Annotated in this window: 16 protein-coding genes; 9 read left to right on the forward strand and 7 right to left on the reverse strand. The window is 72.3% G+C overall.

From position 1 onward, the window contains the following. The first annotated feature begins 52 nt into the window (after positions 1-52). Genes ACWD0F_RS36170 through ACWD0F_RS36185 form a run of 4 tightly spaced genes read left to right on the forward strand, consistent with a single transcriptional unit; the run spans position 53 to position 6,496 of the window. Positions 53-1,360, forward strand: coding sequence for an extracellular solute-binding protein (locus ACWD0F_RS36170; RefSeq protein WP_449884095.1), 1,308 nt, complete (start codon positions 53-55; stop codon positions 1,358-1,360). After that, positions 1,357-2,268, forward strand: coding sequence for a carbohydrate ABC transporter permease (locus ACWD0F_RS36175; RefSeq protein ID WP_449884098.1), 912 nt, complete (start codon positions 1,357-1,359; stop codon positions 2,266-2,268). Before ACWD0F_RS36170 ends, ACWD0F_RS36175 begins: the two co-directional genes overlap by 4 nt. Further along, a complete protein-coding gene (locus tag ACWD0F_RS36180; protein WP_449884101.1) occupies positions 2,265-3,077 on the forward strand; it encodes a carbohydrate ABC transporter permease in 813 nt (270 codons plus the stop codon). Before ACWD0F_RS36175 ends, ACWD0F_RS36180 begins: the two co-directional genes overlap by 4 nt. Then, positions 3,074-6,496 (forward strand): hypothetical protein, encoded by a 3,423-nt coding sequence (locus ACWD0F_RS36185; protein ID WP_449884104.1) that lies wholly within the window; start codon positions 3,074-3,076, stop codon positions 6,494-6,496. Before ACWD0F_RS36180 ends, ACWD0F_RS36185 begins: the two co-directional genes overlap by 4 nt. Here ACWD0F_RS36185 and ACWD0F_RS36190 read toward each other — a convergent pair. Continuing rightward, positions 6,481-6,846 (reverse strand): winged helix-turn-helix transcriptional regulator, encoded by a 366-nt coding sequence (locus tag ACWD0F_RS36190; RefSeq protein ID WP_449884106.1) that lies wholly within the window; start codon positions 6,844-6,846, stop codon positions 6,481-6,483. The two genes, ACWD0F_RS36185 and ACWD0F_RS36190, sit on opposite strands and share 16 nt — an antisense overlap. 121 nt (positions 6,847-6,967) lie before the next feature. On the opposite strand from ACWD0F_RS36190, the gene ACWD0F_RS36195 reads away from it, so the two are divergent. From ACWD0F_RS36195 to ACWD0F_RS36205, 3 genes are read left to right on the forward strand one after another with little or no spacing between them, the layout of a single operon-like run. Continuing rightward, positions 6,968-7,786 carry an NAD(P)H-binding protein gene (locus tag ACWD0F_RS36195; RefSeq protein ID WP_449884109.1) on the forward strand — a complete coding sequence of 273 codons (819 nt, stop codon included), beginning with the start codon at positions 6,968-6,970 and terminating at the stop codon, positions 7,784-7,786. Further along, positions 7,783-8,196, forward strand: a complete 414-nt coding sequence (locus ACWD0F_RS36200; RefSeq protein ID WP_449884111.1) for a pyridoxamine 5'-phosphate oxidase family protein — start codon at positions 7,783-7,785, stop codon at positions 8,194-8,196. The genes ACWD0F_RS36195 and ACWD0F_RS36200 overlap by 4 nt, the downstream gene beginning before the upstream one ends. A gap of 11 nt (positions 8,197-8,207) precedes the next feature. Then, positions 8,208-9,077: a haloalkane dehalogenase gene (locus tag ACWD0F_RS36205; protein ID WP_449884114.1), complete on the forward strand. Its 870-nt coding sequence runs from the start codon at positions 8,208-8,210 to the stop codon at positions 9,075-9,077. Positions 9,078-9,128: 51 nt separating this feature from the next. On the opposite strand, the gene ACWD0F_RS36210 is transcribed toward ACWD0F_RS36205, so the two are convergent. Both ACWD0F_RS36210 and ACWD0F_RS36215 read right to left on the reverse strand, forming a co-directional pair. Then, complete coding sequence (locus ACWD0F_RS36210) at positions 9,129-10,199, reverse strand: Zn-dependent alcohol dehydrogenase (RefSeq protein WP_449884117.1); 1,071 nt, start codon at positions 10,197-10,199, stop codon at positions 9,129-9,131. Positions 10,200-10,214: 15 nt separating this feature from the next. Further along, on the reverse strand, positions 10,215-11,636 hold the full coding sequence (locus ACWD0F_RS36215) for an aldehyde dehydrogenase family protein (protein WP_449884120.1): 1,422 nt from the start codon (positions 11,634-11,636) through the stop codon (positions 10,215-10,217). Positions 11,637-11,807: 171 nt separating this feature from the next. On the opposite strand from ACWD0F_RS36215, the gene ACWD0F_RS36220 reads away from it, so the two are divergent. Then, a complete protein-coding gene (locus ACWD0F_RS36220; RefSeq protein ID WP_449884123.1) occupies positions 11,808-12,461 on the forward strand; it encodes a PHP-associated domain-containing protein in 654 nt (217 codons plus the stop codon). On the opposite strand, the gene ACWD0F_RS36225 is transcribed toward ACWD0F_RS36220, so the two are convergent. Together ACWD0F_RS36225 and ACWD0F_RS36230 are read right to left on the reverse strand one after the other, a co-directional pair. Then, positions 12,458-13,675, reverse strand: coding sequence for a cytochrome P450 family protein (locus ACWD0F_RS36225; protein WP_449884126.1), 1,218 nt, complete (start codon positions 13,673-13,675; stop codon positions 12,458-12,460). The genes ACWD0F_RS36220 and ACWD0F_RS36225 overlap by 4 nt on opposite strands. A gap of 22 nt (positions 13,676-13,697) precedes the next feature. Continuing rightward, positions 13,698-14,387 (reverse strand): TetR/AcrR family transcriptional regulator, encoded by a 690-nt coding sequence (locus ACWD0F_RS36230; protein WP_449884129.1) that lies wholly within the window; start codon positions 14,385-14,387, stop codon positions 13,698-13,700. A 147-nt stretch (positions 14,388-14,534) separates the two neighbouring features. Between ACWD0F_RS36230 and ACWD0F_RS36235 the strand changes: the two genes are divergently transcribed. Then, positions 14,535-14,996, forward strand: coding sequence for a MarR family winged helix-turn-helix transcriptional regulator (locus tag ACWD0F_RS36235; protein ID WP_449884131.1), 462 nt, complete (start codon positions 14,535-14,537; stop codon positions 14,994-14,996). Positions 14,997-15,242: 246 nt separating this feature from the next. On the opposite strand, the gene ACWD0F_RS36240 is transcribed toward ACWD0F_RS36235, so the two are convergent. Further along, positions 15,243-15,899, reverse strand: coding sequence for a MarC family protein (locus ACWD0F_RS36240; RefSeq protein ID WP_449884134.1), 657 nt, complete (start codon positions 15,897-15,899; stop codon positions 15,243-15,245). A gap of 129 nt (positions 15,900-16,028) precedes the next feature. Further along, a complete protein-coding gene (locus tag ACWD0F_RS36245; protein WP_449884137.1) occupies positions 16,029-17,324 on the reverse strand; it encodes a threonine/serine ThrE exporter family protein in 1,296 nt (431 codons plus the stop codon). Positions 17,325-17,344: the final 20 nt, after the last annotated feature.

The raw sequence follows: 17,344 nt of genomic DNA on the forward strand, positions 1-17,344 counted from the left end.
TTAAAACGTTCGCATTGATCTATCGGGGGATAGCCATCCTAGGAGAAACAGCATGACCGACCTGCTGCGCAACGCCAAAGTGAGCCGCGGCCAGTTCCTGCGGATGATGGGCGGCCTGGCCGTGGCCGCGGCCGCCACCGCCTGCTCCACCAGGCCCGAGACGACCGCCACCACGGGTGGCGGCGGCAAGGCCGCGACCGAGCTGAAGTTCATCGGCGTGGCCGACCAGAAGCTGCCGATGGACGAGCTGCTGGCCGCCTACCAGAAGGTCAAGCCCGCGGTGCGGATCAACGCGTCCTACGCGCCCACCGATCAGGTGCAGACCTCCGTGCGCACCCAGATCGGCGGCGGCAACGCCCCCGACCTGCACGTGGTGTACCCGGGCAACGGCAGCGCGATGTCCATGTCGCAGATCGCCAAGGCCGGGCTGCTGGCGGACCTGTCGGCCCAGCCCTGGGCGCAGACCATTCCCGAGGGGTTCAAGCCCGCCTACCAGCTCGACGGCAAGACGTACATGTACTCCGCCGGCTCGACGGTCATCGGCGCCATCTACAACAAGAAGGTCTTCGAGAAGGCGGGCATCGAGGCGCCGCCGACCACGTGGACCGAGTTCCTCGCGGTCTGCGACAAGCTGAAGAAGTCCGGCGTCGTGCCGATCGCCCTGGGCGCCCAGACGCCGTGGGTCACCCAGCTCATCACGTACGCGCTGGTGCCCTCGACCGTCTACGTCAAGGACCCGACCTTCGACGACAAGCAGCTCGCCGGGCAGACCAGCTTCGCCCAGTCCGGCTGGCGCCAGGCCATGGAGATGTACCTGGAGCTGCAGAAGCGCGGCTTCTTCAACGACAAGCCGAACGGCACCACGTTCGAGCAGCAGACCTCGATGGTGGCCACCGGCAAGGCCGCCATGGCCGTCCAGGTGTCGGCCGTCCTGCCGGACTTCCGCAAGGCCTCCTCCTCGCCCGACGACCTGTCGATGTTCCCCGTGCCCGGCGCCGACGACGCCGCCTCGGTGTGGATCCCGGCCGGTGTGGTCGTCGGGCTCGGCGCCGGCGCCAAGGGCAAGAACGCCGAGGAGGCCAAGGCGTTCGTCGAGTTCCTCGGCAAGCAGGAGAACATCAACTCCTGGGCCAAGGCCATCGCCGCCATCCCGCTCACGCAGGACGCCTCCTCCACGATCGACCCCGCCGTGCAGTCGTTCCTCCCGTTCACCAAGGACCGGGCGGTGCCGTTCATGGACCAGAAGTGGCCCAACGCCGAGGTGCAGCCCGTGCACCTCGCGGTGATCCAGGAGTTGCTGGCCGGCACGTCCACGATCGACGACGCGCTGAAGAAGATGGACGAGGCATACCAGAAGTGACCCCTCTGACCGTTTCCCGACGCCGGCCCGTCAGGGCCGGCCGGCGGCGTTTCAACGCCGTCACCCCGCCCTGGTTGTTCGCCGCGCCCGCGCTGGTGGTGTACGCGCTGGTGGTGCTCTATCCGGCCATCAGCGGCGTGTTCTACGCGTTCACCGACTGGAGCGGGATCGGCGAGGACATGTCCTTCGTGGGCCTGGCCAACTTCCGCACCCTGTTCGGCGACGACCAGGCCATGGGCTCGATCGGCAACACGCTGCTGCTCACCGTGGCGACCGTGGTCGTCCAGAACGGCGTCGGCCTGCTGCTGGCCCTCGGGGTGAACGCGAAGCTGAAGAGCCGGGCGCTGCTCCGCGTGGTCTTCTTCGCGCCGGTGGTGGTCAGCCCGGTCATGGTCGCGTTCCTGTGGAAGTACATCTACAACCCCGACCCGTCCTCGGGGCTGAACGGCCTGCTCGGCCTGGAGGTGGACTGGCTCGGCGACCCGTCGGTGGCGCTGTGGTCGATCGCCGGCATGGTCGTCTGGCAGTACGCCGGATACTCCATGGTCATCTTCCTGGCCGGGCTCGAAGGGGTGCCCAAGGAGCTGCACGAGGCCGCCATGATCGACGGCGCGGGCACCTGGCAGCGCTTCCGCTACGTCACCTGGCCGCTGCTCGCCCCCGCCGTCACCATCAACCTGATGCTCTCCACGATCGGCGGGCTCAAGCTCTTCGACCAGATCTTCGCCGCCACGAACGGCGGCCCCGGCTACGCCACGGAGACCCTGTCCACAGTGCTCTACAAGCAGGCGTTCGTGTTCGGCAAGTACGGCTACAGCACCGCCATCGCCCTGGTGCTCGCGCTCTTCGTGGCCGCCGTCTCCCTCGTCCAGGTCTACTACCTGCGCAGCCGGGAGGTGACCGCGTGAAGAAGACCTTCCTGCTGGAAATCGTCATGGTGGCGGTGGCGGTGGCGTTCCTGTTCCCCGTCTACACCCTGATCACGCTCTCGCTGAAGGACCCGGGGCAGATCAGCCAGTCGCCGCTGGCCCTGCCCAGTCCGCCCACGTTCGACAACTTCGGCAACGCCTGGACGGCCGCGGCGCTCGGCCCGTCCCTGATCAACAGCACGGTGATCACCGTGGTCAGCCTGGTCGCGCTGATCGCGCTCGGCTCGTTCGCCGCCTACTTCCTGGCCCGGGTGCAGACCCGCCTCGGCTACGGCCTGTACGTGCTGTTCCTGCTGGGCATCGTGCTGCCGTTCCAGCTCGGCATGATCCCGCTCTTCGAGCTGGTGACCGACCTCGGGCTGATCGGCACGCACGCCGGCATGATCCTCTTCTACACCGGCATCCAGCTCCCGTTCACCGTCTTCCTCTACACCGGCTTCATCCGGGCGCTGCCCCAGGACTACGCCAGCGCCGCCCAGATCGACGGCGCCTCGCATCTGATCGCCTTCACCCGCGTCGTCTTCCCGCTGCTGCGGCCCATCACCGGCACGGTGCTGATCCTCAACGCCGTCTTCATCTGGAACGACTTCTTCACCCCGCTGGTCTACCTCGGCGGCTCCGGCTTCGAGACCGTCCCGGTCAGCGTCTTCGCCTACGTCGGGCAGTACGTCTCCCAGCACGGCCTCGTCTTCGCCGGTCTGGTCCTGGGCGCGCTGCCGATCGTGCTGGTCTTCCTGGTGCTGCAGCGCTACGTCATCAAGGGCTTCGCGAGCGGGCTCAAGGGATGAACGTCCTCGACCTGCTCAAGGAGCCGCCCCCGGAGTACTCCCCGGCGGCCATCTGGTGGTGGAGCGGCGAGCCGCTGCGCCGGGACCGGCTGCGCTGGCAGATGGAACGCCTGGTCGCCGGCGGCGTGCGCAACCTCGTCATCCTGAACCTCGCGCCCTCGGGGCCGATGTACGGCGCCGACGCCGACGACCCGCCGTTCCTGTCCGAGGCGTGGTGGGAGCTGCTCGACGGCGTGTGCGCCGACGCCTTCGAGCTGGGCGCCCACCTGTGGTTCTACGACCAGCTCGGCTTCTCCGGCGCCGACCTGCAGGCGCGCCTGGTGGTGGAGCGGCCGGAGTTCGCCGGCCAGTGGCTGGCCGCCGACGGGACGCTCTCCTCGCGCGGCTTCGACTACCTGTCGGCCGAGGCGTGCGCGGTGCTGCTCGACCGGGTGCACGGCGAGTTCGAGCGGCGGGTGGGGCACTGGTTCGGCCGGGTGATCGCCGGGTCGTTCCAGGACGAGCTGCCCACCCTGCCCACCTGGTCCGCCCGCTTCGCCGAGGAGCACCTGGCCAGGCGCGGCGAGCCGTTCTCGCTGGAGGCGCCGGACTGGCAGGCGTACCAAAGGACCCGGGCCGAGCTGGCCGAGGAGGCGTTCTTCCGGCCGCTGGCGCGCTGGCACGAGCGGCACGGCCTGATCAACGGCTGCGACCAGCAGGACCCCGCCCGCGCCGGGCACCCGGTCGAAGGCGTGCAGCTCTACGCCGACTACGCGCGCACGCACCGCTGGTTCACCGCGCCGGGGTCGGACCATCACGGCGACGCCCGCCTGCACGCCTCGCTGGCCCACCTGTACGGCCGGCCGCGCACGTGGATCGAGGCCTTCCACTCCAGCGGCTGGGGCGGCACCCTGGAGGAGACCTTCGACTGGCTGCTGCCCTGGCTCCGCGCCGGGGCGACGCTCTACAACCCGCACGCCGTCTACTACACGACCAGGCGCGGCTGGTGGGAGTGGGCGCCGCCGTCCACGGACTGGCGCCAGCCGTACTGGCGGCACCACCGCGTCTTCGCCGACGCCGTCACCCGGCTGTGCGCCGTGCTCTCCCAGGGCCGCCACGCCTGCGACGTCGCCGTCCTGCTGCCCACCGCCACCGCCCAGGCGGGCACCGGCCTGGACGGGGTGGACGCGCGCGCCACGCGGGCGCAGGAGGTCTACCGCGAGATCGTCGGCGACATGGCGTGGTTCGCCACCGTGCCCGGCGCGCTCGACCGGCTCTGCCTGGACGCCGACGTGATCGACGACGACTCCGTGCGGCGCGCGGCCGTCGCGGACGGGCGGCTGACGGTCTCCACCGAGGCCTACCGCGCGATCATCCTGCCCGCCGTCACCGACGTCGACGAGGACGTGGCCGCCCGGCTCGGCGCGTTCGCCGCGGACGGCGGATTGCTCGTCGCCGTCGGCGCGGTCCCCGACGCGCTGCGCGGCCTGGCCCGCCACGTCGAATCCGCCGCCGGTCTCGGCGAGGCGCTGGCCGATCTGCCCCGGCGGGTCGAGGCGCCGGTGCCCGCGCTGGTGCGCGAGGCCGGGGACACCACGCTGCTCTTCCTGACCGCGGCCTCCCCCATGGCGAGCAGGATCGGCGTCGGGCGGCCCGAGGAGCGCGGCGTGGACCTCGGCTGGCTGGACGCCGACATCGACTTCGACCCCGCCAGGTACGCCCGCGACATGCGGATCACCGTCAGAGGCGTCTCCGGCACGCCACTGCTGGCCCGCCTCTTCGACGGCGGCGAGCCGCGGGCGTTGCCGCACACGCGTGACGGCGACACCGTCGAGGTCGTGGTGCCGTTCGACGACGGGCCGGCCGCGCTGCTGGTGTTCGACGGCACCCCGGCCGAGCCCGAGCCGCCGCGGCCCGCGTACCCCGCCGGGATCGACCTCGGGGACACGTGGGACGTCGAGCTGGTCCCCACCCTGGACGACACCTGGTCCGACTTCGGGAGCGTCGCGGACGTCGAATGCTGGACGTTGCGGACGCCGGACGGGGAGCCGGTGGACGTGACGTTCGGGCCGCGAGGAGAGCAGCGGGCCGGCGACGGCCCGTGGACGCCCTCGGTCTGGTCGGACTCCCGTGGCCTGCGCAAGGACCCGGTCCACCGCGACACGCTCGGGCCCAAGGGGCACGTGCCGGCCGAGTTCCTGGCGTTCGGCCGGATCCCGGCGGGCGGCGAGGCCCGCTTCCGCGCCCTGGTGACCGTGCCGCCCGGCCAGGACGCCTGGCTGGCCGTCGGAGCCGGGGCGGCGAAGACGGTGTGGCTCGACGGCGTCGAGCAGGCGCTCGACGACGCCGGTTACGCGGCCGTCGGCCGCGCGCCCGTCGCGCCCGGCGAGCACCTGCTCGAACTGCTGCTCGTGCCGGATGAGGAGCTCGACCTGCGGGCCTACGCCTGCCTGGTGGCCGACCCGGCCGACGGCGTCCGCCCCGAGTGGATCGCCGGGTCCCCGCTGGAGACCACCGTCCTCGCGGCGGAGCCGCATGAGCTGCTCCAGGTGGCCTCGACGGCCTCGTGCCGGGTGCTCGTCAACGGCGAGGAGGTGGGCAGGCAGGGCGGCTTCGACCCGTACGCCGAGGCGGACATCCCCCGGGTGCGCCGCTACGAGGTGGCCCCTCTGCTGCGCCCGGGCGAGAACACGATCAGGATCGAGACCGGCGGCTGGGTGCTGGTGGACGGCCTGGCCGTCTCCGGGCCCGGCTGGTCGCCCCGGCCCCAGGTGCGCCGCCGTCAGCACGGCGACCCGCCCGCCCTGTACCTGCGGCCCCGCCCGCATCCGCTGCCGGGGGCGGACTGGCTCGACGGCCGGCCGGTCGCGCTGCCCGCGACCTTCGCGGTGCCCGGCGCCCGCCCGCGGACCGAGCGTTTCCTGCTGGATCCGCCTCCCGGCGCAACCGGCATCGAGGTGCACGCGACCGGCTCCGCCGAGGTGCGCGCCGAGCTCGGGGAGGGCGGCGCCGAGGTGTGCGTGACGACGGTGCCGGGCGCGCAGGGGGGAGCGGCGTTCGCCGGGCCCGTCCGGTTCACCTGCGGGCCCGGCCGGATGCGGCTCGGGGACTGGGAGGAGCGCGGCCTGGCCGGCTACAGCGGCGGCGTGCGCTACCGCACCACCGTCACGGCCGGCGCCGGGCCGGGCCTGCTCGACCTGGGCCGGGTCAGGGGCACGGCGGAGGTGACGGTGAACGGGCGGGCGTGCGGCATCCGGGTGTGCTCACCGTACGCGTTCGACGTCGAGCTGGACGAGGGCGCCAACACGGTGGAGATCCTCGTGCTCGGGACGCTCGGGCCCTATCTCGACGAGGTCAGCCCGACGCACTTCGTCTTCCCCGGCCAGCGCCGCACCGGCCTGTTCGGCCCCGTCCTGCTGCGCGCTCAGACGTTGTCGTAGTGCTCCCTGGCCCGCTCGACCTTGCCGAGATTCGCCTGTGACCACAGCGCGAGCGTGGCGAACAGCGGCGCCAGGGTCAGCCCGAGCTCGCTGATCTCATACTCCACGCGGGGCGGCACCTCCGGATGGTAGGTGCGCACGACGAGGCCGTCGCGCTCCAGCTGCCGCAGCCGCTGGGTCAGCACCTTGGGCGTGATCGTCTGGATGCGGCGCTCCAGCTCCACGAAGCGCTGGCGGCCGAACTCGTTGAGCGTCCACAGGATCGGCGTCGTCCACCGGCTGAACACGATGTCGACGACCGGGGCGATCGGGCAGGCCAGCACGGAATCTGCGGGTGCGGTGTCGGTCAACGGGATCCCCTCGGGTAGTCACTTTCCCCTAGGTACCTACTATATCCACGGTGCTAGCTTCTTCGAGTGCAGGGAACGCGAACGGCGTGACCTGGTGAAACTCGATTATTGGAGCTATCTCGTGATTGTCGTGACTGGAGCCAGCGGAAACGTCGGAAGCTCGCTCGTGCGGGTGCTCGCCGAGGCGGGCGAGCGCGTGACGGGTGTGTCCCGGAGCCCGTGGGACGGCGCGCCCGCCGGGGTGCGGCACCGGCAGGCCGACCTGGGCGACGTGCGCAGCCTCGAACCCGTGCTCGAAGGCGCCGCCGCGCTGTTCCTGCTCGTGGCGGGAGACGACCCGCAGGGCGTGCTCGGCGCGGCCAAGGCGGCCGGTGTGCGCAAGGTGGTGCTGGTCTCCTCCGTCGGGGCGGGGACGCGCCCGGAGATGTACGCCCATCCCCGGCTGTTCGAGGAGGCCGTGCGCGGGTCGGAGCTGGAGTGGACGATCCTGCGCTCGGGCGGCCTCGACTCCAACGCCTTCCGCTGGGCGGGGTCGATCAGGGCCGAGGGCAGCGCCGCCGCGCCGTTCGCCGACGTCGCGCTGCCGACCGTGGACCCCGCCGACGTCGCCGACGTGGCGGCGGCCGTCCTGGTGGGGGAGGGGCACGGCGGCCGGACGTACGAGCTGACCGGGCCCGCGCCGGTCTCGCCGCGCGAGCAGGTGGGCGCCATCGCCGGCGCGCTCGGGACGCCGGTGCGGTTCGTGGAGCAGAGCCGGGCCGAGGCGCGGGCGCAGATGATGACCTTCATGCCGGAGCCGGTGGTGGACGCCACCCTCGGGGTGCTGGGCGAGCCGTCGCCGGGGGAGCTGCGGGTGAGCCCCGATGTCGAAGAGGTCCTCGGCCGCGCCCCGCGCACCTTCGCCGAGTGGGCGGCCCGCAACGCCCCCGCCTTCCGATGAGCCCCCGGCCGCCGCAGGCCAGGCGGCCGATGGCCGCCGCGCAGGCCGCGTTCCTGGTGGAGCCGCACGTCGCCACCCTCACCACGGTGCGGCCCGACGGCTCCCTGCACGTGGTGGCCGTGCGCTTCACCTGGGACGCCCGCGCGGGCCTGGCCCGCGTGCTGACCGTCGCCTCCTCCCGCAAGGCCCGCAACCTGGCCGGGCGCTCCGGCGCCCGCGCGGCCCTGTGCCAGGTGGACGGCTTCCGCTGGATCACCCTCGAAGGCACCGCCACGGTGCACGACGACCCGGCCAGGGTCGCCGAAGGCGCGCGCCGGTACGCCGGACGCTACTCATCCCCGCCGCCCGCCCCGCCGGGACGGGTCGTGATCGAGATCGACGTGGATCACGTCATGAGCCTCAACAACTGAAAGGCACGAGCATGCCCATCGAGCGGATCCTCGACTCCACGATGTCCTACCGGGAGAGCGGCACGGGAGTGCCCATGGTCTTCCTGCACGGCAACCCCACCTCCTCCCACCTGTGGCGCCACGTCATCCCGGCCGTGGGTGACGTCGCCCGCCGTCTGGCGCCCGACCTGATCGGCATGGGCGAGTCCGGCAAGCCCGACATCGCCTACTCCTTCGACGACCACGCCCGCTACCTCGACACCTGGTTCGACGCGCTCGGCCTGGACGACGTCGTCCTGGTCGGGCACGACTGGGGCGGCGCGCTCGCCTTCGACTGGGCCGCCCGTCACCCGGACCGGGTGCGCGGCATCGCCTTCACCGAGACGATCGTCAAGCCGATGACGTGGGAGGAGTTCCCCGAGGGCGGCCGGGAGCTCTTCCGCGCCATCAAGACCGAGGGCGTGGGCGAGTCGATGATGCTCGACGACAACCTCTTCCTGGAGGGCGGGTTCGCGGGATCGGTCGCCCTGCCGGTGGCGGACGGCGATCTCGACGTCTACCGCAAGCCGTACCCGACCAGGGAGAGCCGGCTGCCGCTGCTGCGGTGGGCGCGCATGATGCCCCTGGACGGGGAGCCCGCCGACGTGGTGGCCAGGGTCGAGGCGTACGACCGGTGGCTCGCCGCCAGCCCGGAGGTGCCCAAGCTGCTCATCACGTTCGAGCCGGGGCCGGGCGCGATGATGGGCGAGGACATGTACGCCTGGTGCGCGCGGACCATGGCCGCGCTGGAGATCGACCACCGGCCCGTGGCCGCCGGCCACCACGGGCCCGAGGACCGGCCCGAGGAGATCGCGGAGGCCGTCACCTCCTGGGCCGCCCGGCACGGCTTGCTGACGAGCTGACCGGCTTCCCCGGGACGGGGATGACGCGGGACGGATATGACGCGGGCCCCGCTAGAACGTGACCAGCGAGCGGATCACCTCGCCCGCTCCCATCGCCGCGAACGCGGTCCCGACCTCGTCCAGCGTGATCCGCCGGCTGATCAGCCCCTCCAGGTCGAGCCGCCCCGCCCGCCACAACCGCAGCAGCCGCCCGAAGTCGGTGCGCACGTCGCCGGAGCCGTACAGGCAGCCGAGCAGGCGCCGCTCCGTCGCGAACAGCTCGCCGGCGCTGAAGGAGACCAGGTCGTCGAAGCCGCCGGCGCCCACCACGACGGTCGTGCCACCGCGGCGGGTGGCCTGCCAGGCCTGTTTGATCGTCGCCGACCGGCCCACCACCTCGAAGGCGTAGTCGAACCCGCGTCCCTCGGTCAGCTCCCGCACCGCGTCGGACAGCCCGTCCGGCGTGGTCACGTGGGTGGCGCCGAACCCGCGCGCGATCTCCAGTTTCTCGGCGAAGGGATCGACGGCCAGCACGGGGGCGGCCGCGGCCAGCCTGGCGCCCTGGACGACGTTCAGCCCGACCCCGCCGCAGCCGATCACCAGGACCGACGACCCCGGCCGGACGCGGGCCGTGTTGACGACCGCGCCGACGCCCGTCAGCACCGCGCAGCCGAGCACCGCGGCCACCTCGAACGGCACGTCGTCGGGGACCGGGACCACGGCCCGCGCGTCCACCACGGTCTCCTCGGCGAAGCAGCCCACGCCGAGCGCGGCGTGCGCCGGTTCGCCGCCGACACTGAGCGGTGGCGGCCCGGCCGGGCGGACGCTGACGCACAGGTTCGGCTGGCCGCCCAGGCAGAAGAAGCAGTTCGCGCACGGCGGGATCCAGGAGAGGATCACGCGCGTGCCCGGTGGCGGGCCGGCCACGCCGGGGCCGAGCTCGGCCACCTCGCCCGCGCCCTCGTGCCCCGGCACCAGCGGCAGCTTCGCGGGCAGCGTGCCGTCGCACATGGACAGGTCGGAGTGGCACACCCCGGCGGCGCGCAGCCGCACGCGTATCTCTCCCGGGCCGGGCCGCCGCACCGCCAGCTCGTCGCTGACCTCCACGGGCTTGCCGACCTCACGCAGAATGACGCCTCTCATGGATCTTCCCCCGGTTCAGAGCTGCACGGACGTGGTGGTGAGGAACTCCTCCAGGCCGAAGCGGCCGTACTCGCGGCCGTACCCCGACTGCTTGAAGCCGCCGAACGGGGCCAGGTCGTTGTGCGCGCCGTCGTTGACGCGGATCTGCCCGGCCCGCAGGCGCCTGGCCACCCGGTGGGCGCGCTCCGGGTCCGCGGCCCGCACGCCCGCCGCCAGCCCGTACGGCGTGCCGTTGGCGATCCGGACCGCCTCGTCCTCCCCGGAGTAGGGCAGGATCACCAGGACCGGTCCGAAGATCTCCTCCTGCGCGATCCTGGACTCGGGCGTGACCCCGCTGAGCACGGTCGGCCGCACGTAGAAGCCGGTCGTCAGCCCGTCGGGCGCGTCGGGGCCGCCGGTGAGGGTCGTCGCCCCGTCGCCGGCCGCGGCCCGCAGCAGCTCGCGCACCCGCTCCCGCTGCGCGTCCGAGACCAGCGGCCCGAGCCGGGTGCCCGGGTCGCGCGGATCGCCCGGCTGGTACGCCCGCGCCTCCTCCGCCGCGATCCGCTCGGCGTCCGCCAGGCGCTCCCGGGGGACCAGCAGCCTGGTCAGCGCCGAGCAGGTCTGGCCGGAGTTCAGGAAGGACGCTCCCACGCCCTTGCGCACGGCGTCCTCGAACCGGTCGTCGTCCAGGTCGTCGAGCAGCACGTTCGGCGACTTGCCGCCCAGTTCGAGCGCGGTGCGCTTGACGCCCGCCGCGGCCAGCTCGGCGACCCGCCGCCCCGCGCGGGTGGACCCGGTGAACGACACCATGTCGACCAGCGGATGCGCGGCCAGCGCCTCCCCGGCCTCCGGCCCGGTGCCGGAGACCAGGTTGAACACCCCGCGCGGCAGCCCCGCCTCGTGCAGCACGTCGGCGAGCACGAACGCGTTCAGCGGCGTGACCTCGCTCGGCTTCAGCACCACCGTGCAGCCGGCGGTCAGCGCCGGGGCGACCTTGGCCGCGATCTGGTGCAGCGGATAGTTCCAGGGGGTGATCGCGCCGACGACGCCGATCGGGTCCCGGTACACGACCGAGCCGCCGATCCGCTCCTCGAACGCGATCCCGGCCGCCACCTCGGGCATCGAGGCGAACGTCCGGATCGGCGACCCCACCTGGATGAGCCGGGTCAGCGGCAGCGGCATGCCGAGCTCGTCCGCGATCGTGTCCGCCAGTTCTTCGGCCCGCGCCTTCAGTGCCCCGGCGACGGCCGCGCAGAGCGCGGCGCGCTCGGCGACGGGCGTGGCCGACCAGGCGGGCAGCGCGGCGGCCGCCGCCTCCACGGCCCGCGCCACGTCCTTGGCCCCGCTCCGCGGCACCTCGGCGAAGACCTCTTCGGAGGCGGGGTTCACCACCGGTATCGCCGGGCCGCCGCTCGCGGGCGTCCACTCGCCATCGACATAGATCCGGTGCGGCATTGACTCACCTCGGGGGTAGGAACATGATTCTAGATTCGGATTCTAAAAGAAATTAGATCATGTTCGCCGGAGGATTGTGAAGGCCGGACGGGCCGAGCTCGACGGGCCCGGCCGGCAGGGTGCAGACTGCCCGCACCGCGTCAGATCCGCCGGCCTGGGAGGTGCGCCGAGGTGACTCCGGACACGGCCCGGCCCGTCCGGCCCGGATGGGTGCGGGTCGACTGTCACGTGCACACCGTCGCCTCCGGCGACGCCGTCACGACGCTCGACGAGCTGGCCGAGCGGGTGGCGGCGCACCGGATCGACGTCGTGTGCCTCACCGACCACCACCACCTGGCGGGCACCGCGGACGAGCTCTCCCGCGCCGTCGGCGCCAGGGTCGTGCCCGGCGAGGAGATCCGGACCGGCTCCGGCGAGCTGATCGGCCTCTTCCTCACCGAACGGGTGCCGTACGTGCTGCGCGCGGGCGAGGTGGTCGAGCGGATCCGACGGCAGGGCGGGATCGTGTGCGCGCCGCATCCCTGCGACCCGCTCCGCAACGGGGTGGGCGCCGTCCTCGGCGACATGTGCGCGGCCGGGCAGATCGACGCGGTCGAGGTGTTCAACGCCAAGGTCGCCGACCAGGAGCACAACCGGGCGGCGCGGCGGATCGCGCGGGCGTACGGGCTGCCGGGGACGGTGGGCTCGGACGCGCACGACCCGGCGGGGGTCGGTGCCGCCTATCTGGAAATGCCGGACTTCGACGGTCCGGAGTCCTTCCTGCGGGCCCTCCACCAGGCCGAGCACTACGGCGAATACCGGCCCCACGCGCTCCGCTTCGCTTAGGACAGCCGGACGGGGAGCCTGGCCAGGCGCCAGGACATCGGCATGTACTGCCGCTCCGGCTCACCGGCCAGGGCGAGGCCGGGGAAACGGCGGAACAGCGCGCCGAACGCGATCTCCGCCTCGTTGCGCGCCAGCGCCGCGCCCAGGCAGTAGTGCAGCCCGTGCCCGAAGCCCACGTGCACCTCGCGCCGGGAGTCCTGCTCACGGGTCAGGTCGAGCCGATCGGCGTCGTCGAATCGGCGCGGGTCGTAGTTGGCGCTCACCAGGATGGCCATCACGCCCTCGCCCTTCCTGACCGTCTGCCCGTCGATCTCGACGTCCTCGGTCGCGTACCGCATCCGGGTGCCGTGCACCGGCCCGCACCAGCGCATCAGCTCGTGCACGGCGCGCGGCCAGAGCTCCGGCTCCTTCTTCACCAGGTCGAGCTGGTCGGGGTGGCTGAGCAGCGCCAGGGCGCCGTTGCCGATCAGGTGCGCGGTCGTCTCGTGCCCGGCCAGGATCAGGGTGAGGATCATGGTGATCAGCTCACTGTCGCTGAGCCGGTCGCCGTCCTCGTCGTGGGCCCGGATCAGCGCCGACAGCAGGTCGCCGCCCGGCTCCGCGCGCCGCCGTTCGATCAGGTCCTGGGACAGCTCGACCATGGTCCGCAGCGGGGTGTTCATCGCGCCGGGGGTGAGGGTCATCATGGTTCGCCCCTGCTCGCGCCAGCGGGGACGGTCCGCCTCGGGCACGCCGACCAGCTCGCAGATGACCGTGATCGGCAGCGGGTAGGCGAAGCTCTCGATCAGGTCGGTCTCGCCGTCCATCCGGTCGAGCAGCGACTCGGTGATCTCGGCCATGCGGGGGCGCAGGTCGAGCACCCGGCGGGCGGTGAACTCGCGGGAGACCAGGCGGCGCAGCCGGAGGTGGTCGGGGCCGTCCACGTCGAGGATGCTGTCCAGGATGTACGGGGCCAGCTCCGGCGCGACGCCCCTGGCCTCGATGAGCTGCTCGCGGATGTTGCCCACGTCCATCCCGGGCACGCTCGCCGGATTGTTGACGAACCGGGTGTCGCCGAGCATGTTCCGCACGTCCTCGTAGCGGGTGATCAGCCACAGCGGTGTGGCGTCAGCGGAGAAGGCGGCTCTGACCAGCGGCCCCTCCTCCCGGATCCGGGCGAAGCCGCCGAAGGGGTCCTGCATGAGGGCCGGGTCCATCAGGTTGACGGCGTTCATGATTTCTCCACTCAGGTGAGATTCAGGCGAGTTTCTGCCGGCTGATCTCCTCGATCAGCAGGTCGCGCAGGTGCCGGTAGAGGCCGAGCACCTGGGGCACGGCGCGGCCCGCGCGCGCGGCCGCGTCCGGGGTTTCGAAGGCCGCCCTGACGGTGTACGCCAGCAGGTCCGCTCTGGCCTCGCGCGACATCTCGGCCTCCGGCCGGTACGCGTCGGCGGCCAGGAATCCGGTGAGGATCGCGGTGAAGGCGTGCACGCGCTCATCGGCCGCCAGATCGTCGCGGACGATGCCGTGTTCGCGCAGGACCTCCAGGCAGTCGGAGATCGTCTGCGCGCGCGCCTTCATGAGCGGGCCCACGTGGTCGGCGCCGCTGCGGGTCAGCGCGCCGAGCGTCTCGGCGTCCCCGGTGACGATCACGTGGATGATCGGGTCCTCGTGCATCCACAGGTAGGCCAGCCTGGCCAGCTCGCTCGGGAGCACGTGCGCCGGATCGGCTTCGAACGCGGCCAGGAACCGCTCGGCCAGCCGCGCCTGCTCGCGCATCACCACGGTCAGGAACAACACTTCCTTGGTGGTGAAGTGCAGGTAGACCGTGCCCTTGCCGACCCCGGCGCGGCGCGCGACGTCCTCGATCGTCACCCGCCGGTATCCCCACGCGACCAGCAGCTCGCCGGCGGCGTCCAGGATGCGGCCGGCCCGCTCATCGATCATCCACAGCTCCTCCGTGACCGCTTGACCGGATTCGCTGATCCGGTCAACGAGTCAAAGCTACGCCTGCGCGGACCCGGGCGCGAGGGGTTTTGCATGGATAAATAGGTATTTTGACATACCTATGTTGTCATAGCTATTGTGGAGGTCATGCCCTCAGCCACCCCTGCGCCTCACCTGGTGTCACGACTCGGCGCTCTCCTTCCCCGCCTGCAGCGGGCCGTGGAGCGGCGGGTCCACCTCGGCTTCCCGCATCCCACGCTGCCCGAGGGGCAGCTCGCGCTGCTGCGGCTGGTGAAGGAGCGTCCGGGGATCACCGTGCGTGAGGCGGCCGGCGAGCTGCTGATGAAACCCAACAACGTCAGCGCGCTGGTGACGCAGCTCGCCGGCCAGGGGGAGCTGCGGCGGGTGCCCGACCCGGCGGACCGCCGGGTCGCCCACCTGCACACCACGGAGGAGGCCGACCGGCGCTTCGCGATCGCGGAGGCCCTGACCTCGAAGGTCCTCGGCGACGGCCTCAGCGGCCTGAGCGACGCGGAGGTCGCGGCCATCGGGCAGGCCCTGCCTGCCCTCGACGCCCTGCTCCGCAGGGTGCATCCCGCCGCCGGATGACGCGTCCGGCGGCTGTCAGCTCGTGAGAGCCGTACGCAAGAACAAGGAACCACCCCTTCATGACATCTCCCTCCGTGGACCGTCACCATGCTCCCTCCACGGACGGCGCGCCACCCGCGCGCGCCGCGGTGGTGGGCGTGCGACGGGGCCGGACACCGGTCGACGCGCCTGCCGGGCACTGACCCCACGCGGCCGGTCCGACGGGGCCGGGTTGACGCGCGGCCGCGATGGCGGGGTTGGGCAGGGTCAGCCTTGGAGGCGGTTGACGACGAGGTCGGTGAAGCCGTTCGCCAGGAGGATGACGGCGATGGCGGTGAGCAGGATGCCGGCGATGCGGTCGAGGAGCATGGCCGCCTTCAGCGATATGCGCCGTTGCACGTGACCGGAGGCGTACATGGTGATGCCCGTGACGAGGGCGAAACAGAGCGCGGCCACCGACAGGAACGCTTTGTCCTTCAGGGCGGGGGCTCCGGCGGAGGCGGCGACGGCGAAGGCGAAGGTGGTCCCGCCGACGGTGAGCGGAAAGGTCACCGGCGTGAACAGCACCGCTTTCACGTTCTCCGGCGTGGCCGCCGGCGGCTCTTCGCCGGCCGGTTCTTTGTCGAGTTCTTCGACGATGCCCGCCTTGCCCAGCATCAGGGGGATCGCGGCGAAGGCCAGCGCGATGCCTCCGGTGGCGGTGAGCGCGGCGGTGCTGATGCCGAGAAGCTCCAGGAGCGGCTCGCCGACCCAGAGCGCGAGGAGCACGAACACGAAGACATTGATCGCCAGGCCCACGGCCAGGCGCCGGACCTGCCCATGGTCGAAGGGCCGCACGATCGGCAGGTAGGAGGCGAGCGCCGCGACCGGACTGTAGAGGCCGAACAGGGCCAGGAACAGCAGCAGCGCCGGATGGCCGCTCATCGGATGCCCTCATGCCGGACGATGCCGTTCAGGTCCATCATGTCTCCTTGAACCTCCAGATCGGCACTTATCGTATTTACTCAGCTACCCACTGTGATCGACGGTGAACCATACGGAGCCGGCGGAAGATCAGTAACCCCTGGTACGGCGGGCGGCCGGGCGGATCCGGCGCGCCACATCGCTACTACGCAGAGCACGCAGCACGTCGATCCCCAGGATCACGCCCGCGCCGATGCCCACAGCCGCCGACAACGCCTCGACCAGAAAGCGTGCGCCGCCCTGCACGTCGCCCAGGCTCAGCTTCAGCATCCCGCGATACAGCACCGAGCCCGGCAGCAGCGGCCCGATCGCCGGGATCACGAACACCATCGGCGGCACCCGCACCCGGTGCGCGTACGCCGAGCCCAGCAGCCCGATCACCGCGGCGGACGCCGTCGTGGCCAGCACCGCCGGCAGCGCCAGCCAGGACAGGCAGACGTACACGCTCCAGATCGCGATGCCGCCGAGCGCCGCGGGCGGCACATGCCGGGGTGGCACCCGCAGCGCCACCGCGAACGTCAGCCCCAGCCCGAGCGCCCCGAGCAGTTGCGGCGCCGCCAGTGCCAGCGGCGCCGCGGGCGCGTCGTCCACGGTGATCGGCACCCCCGCCTTGACGGCGACGGCCAGCATGGTGCCGATCCCGGAGATGACCGCCGCCACGATGAAGACCACCTCCGACAGCCGGGCGGTGGCGGTGACGTACTCGCCCGCGATGCCGTCCTGCACGCAGGCGACCAGCGGCCGGCCGGGCAGCAGCGCGATCACCGAGCCCACGACGACCGCCGACGCCTGCACGGGCAGCTCCCGCCAGATCATGAACACCGCGGCCAACGTGCCGACGGACGACGCCACGGCCAGCTGGAAGAACTCCGCCACCCCACGCCTGGCCAGCCAGGCCCCGGCCCGGTCGCCGAGCACGGTCGCCACGAACGCGGCCAGCGCCACCACCGGGCCGCCGCCGCTCAACGTCGCCGCCGAGGTCGAGACCAGGGCGATCGCGATGACCACCACCCAGCCCGGATAGACCCGGGGCCGGCCGCTCAGCTCGCGCAGGCGCCGTTGCGCCGTGGCCAGCGGCAACTTCCGGCCGGTGATCTCGTCCACCAGCACGTGCAGCGTGATCAGCCGGTCGAAGTCGGGCTCGCGCCTGCGCACCCGCCGCTCGGCCGTGACCGGCAGGCGGCCGTCGTCCGGGACGAGGGACAATGTCAGCGCCGACAGGTTCACATCCGCCTCGATGCGGCGCAGGCCGTACGTCCGCGTGATCGCCAGCATCGCGGCCGTGACCCTTTCGGTCCCTTCTCCGTTGGCGAGCAGCAACTCTCCCACCCGCAGCGCCAGGCTCACGGCGCGGTTGGCGTCGGCGTCGGAGACGGTCTCGCTCATCTCCTCGACCGGCCGCTGTG

The organism is Nonomuraea sp. NPDC002799, from assembly GCF_053592075.1.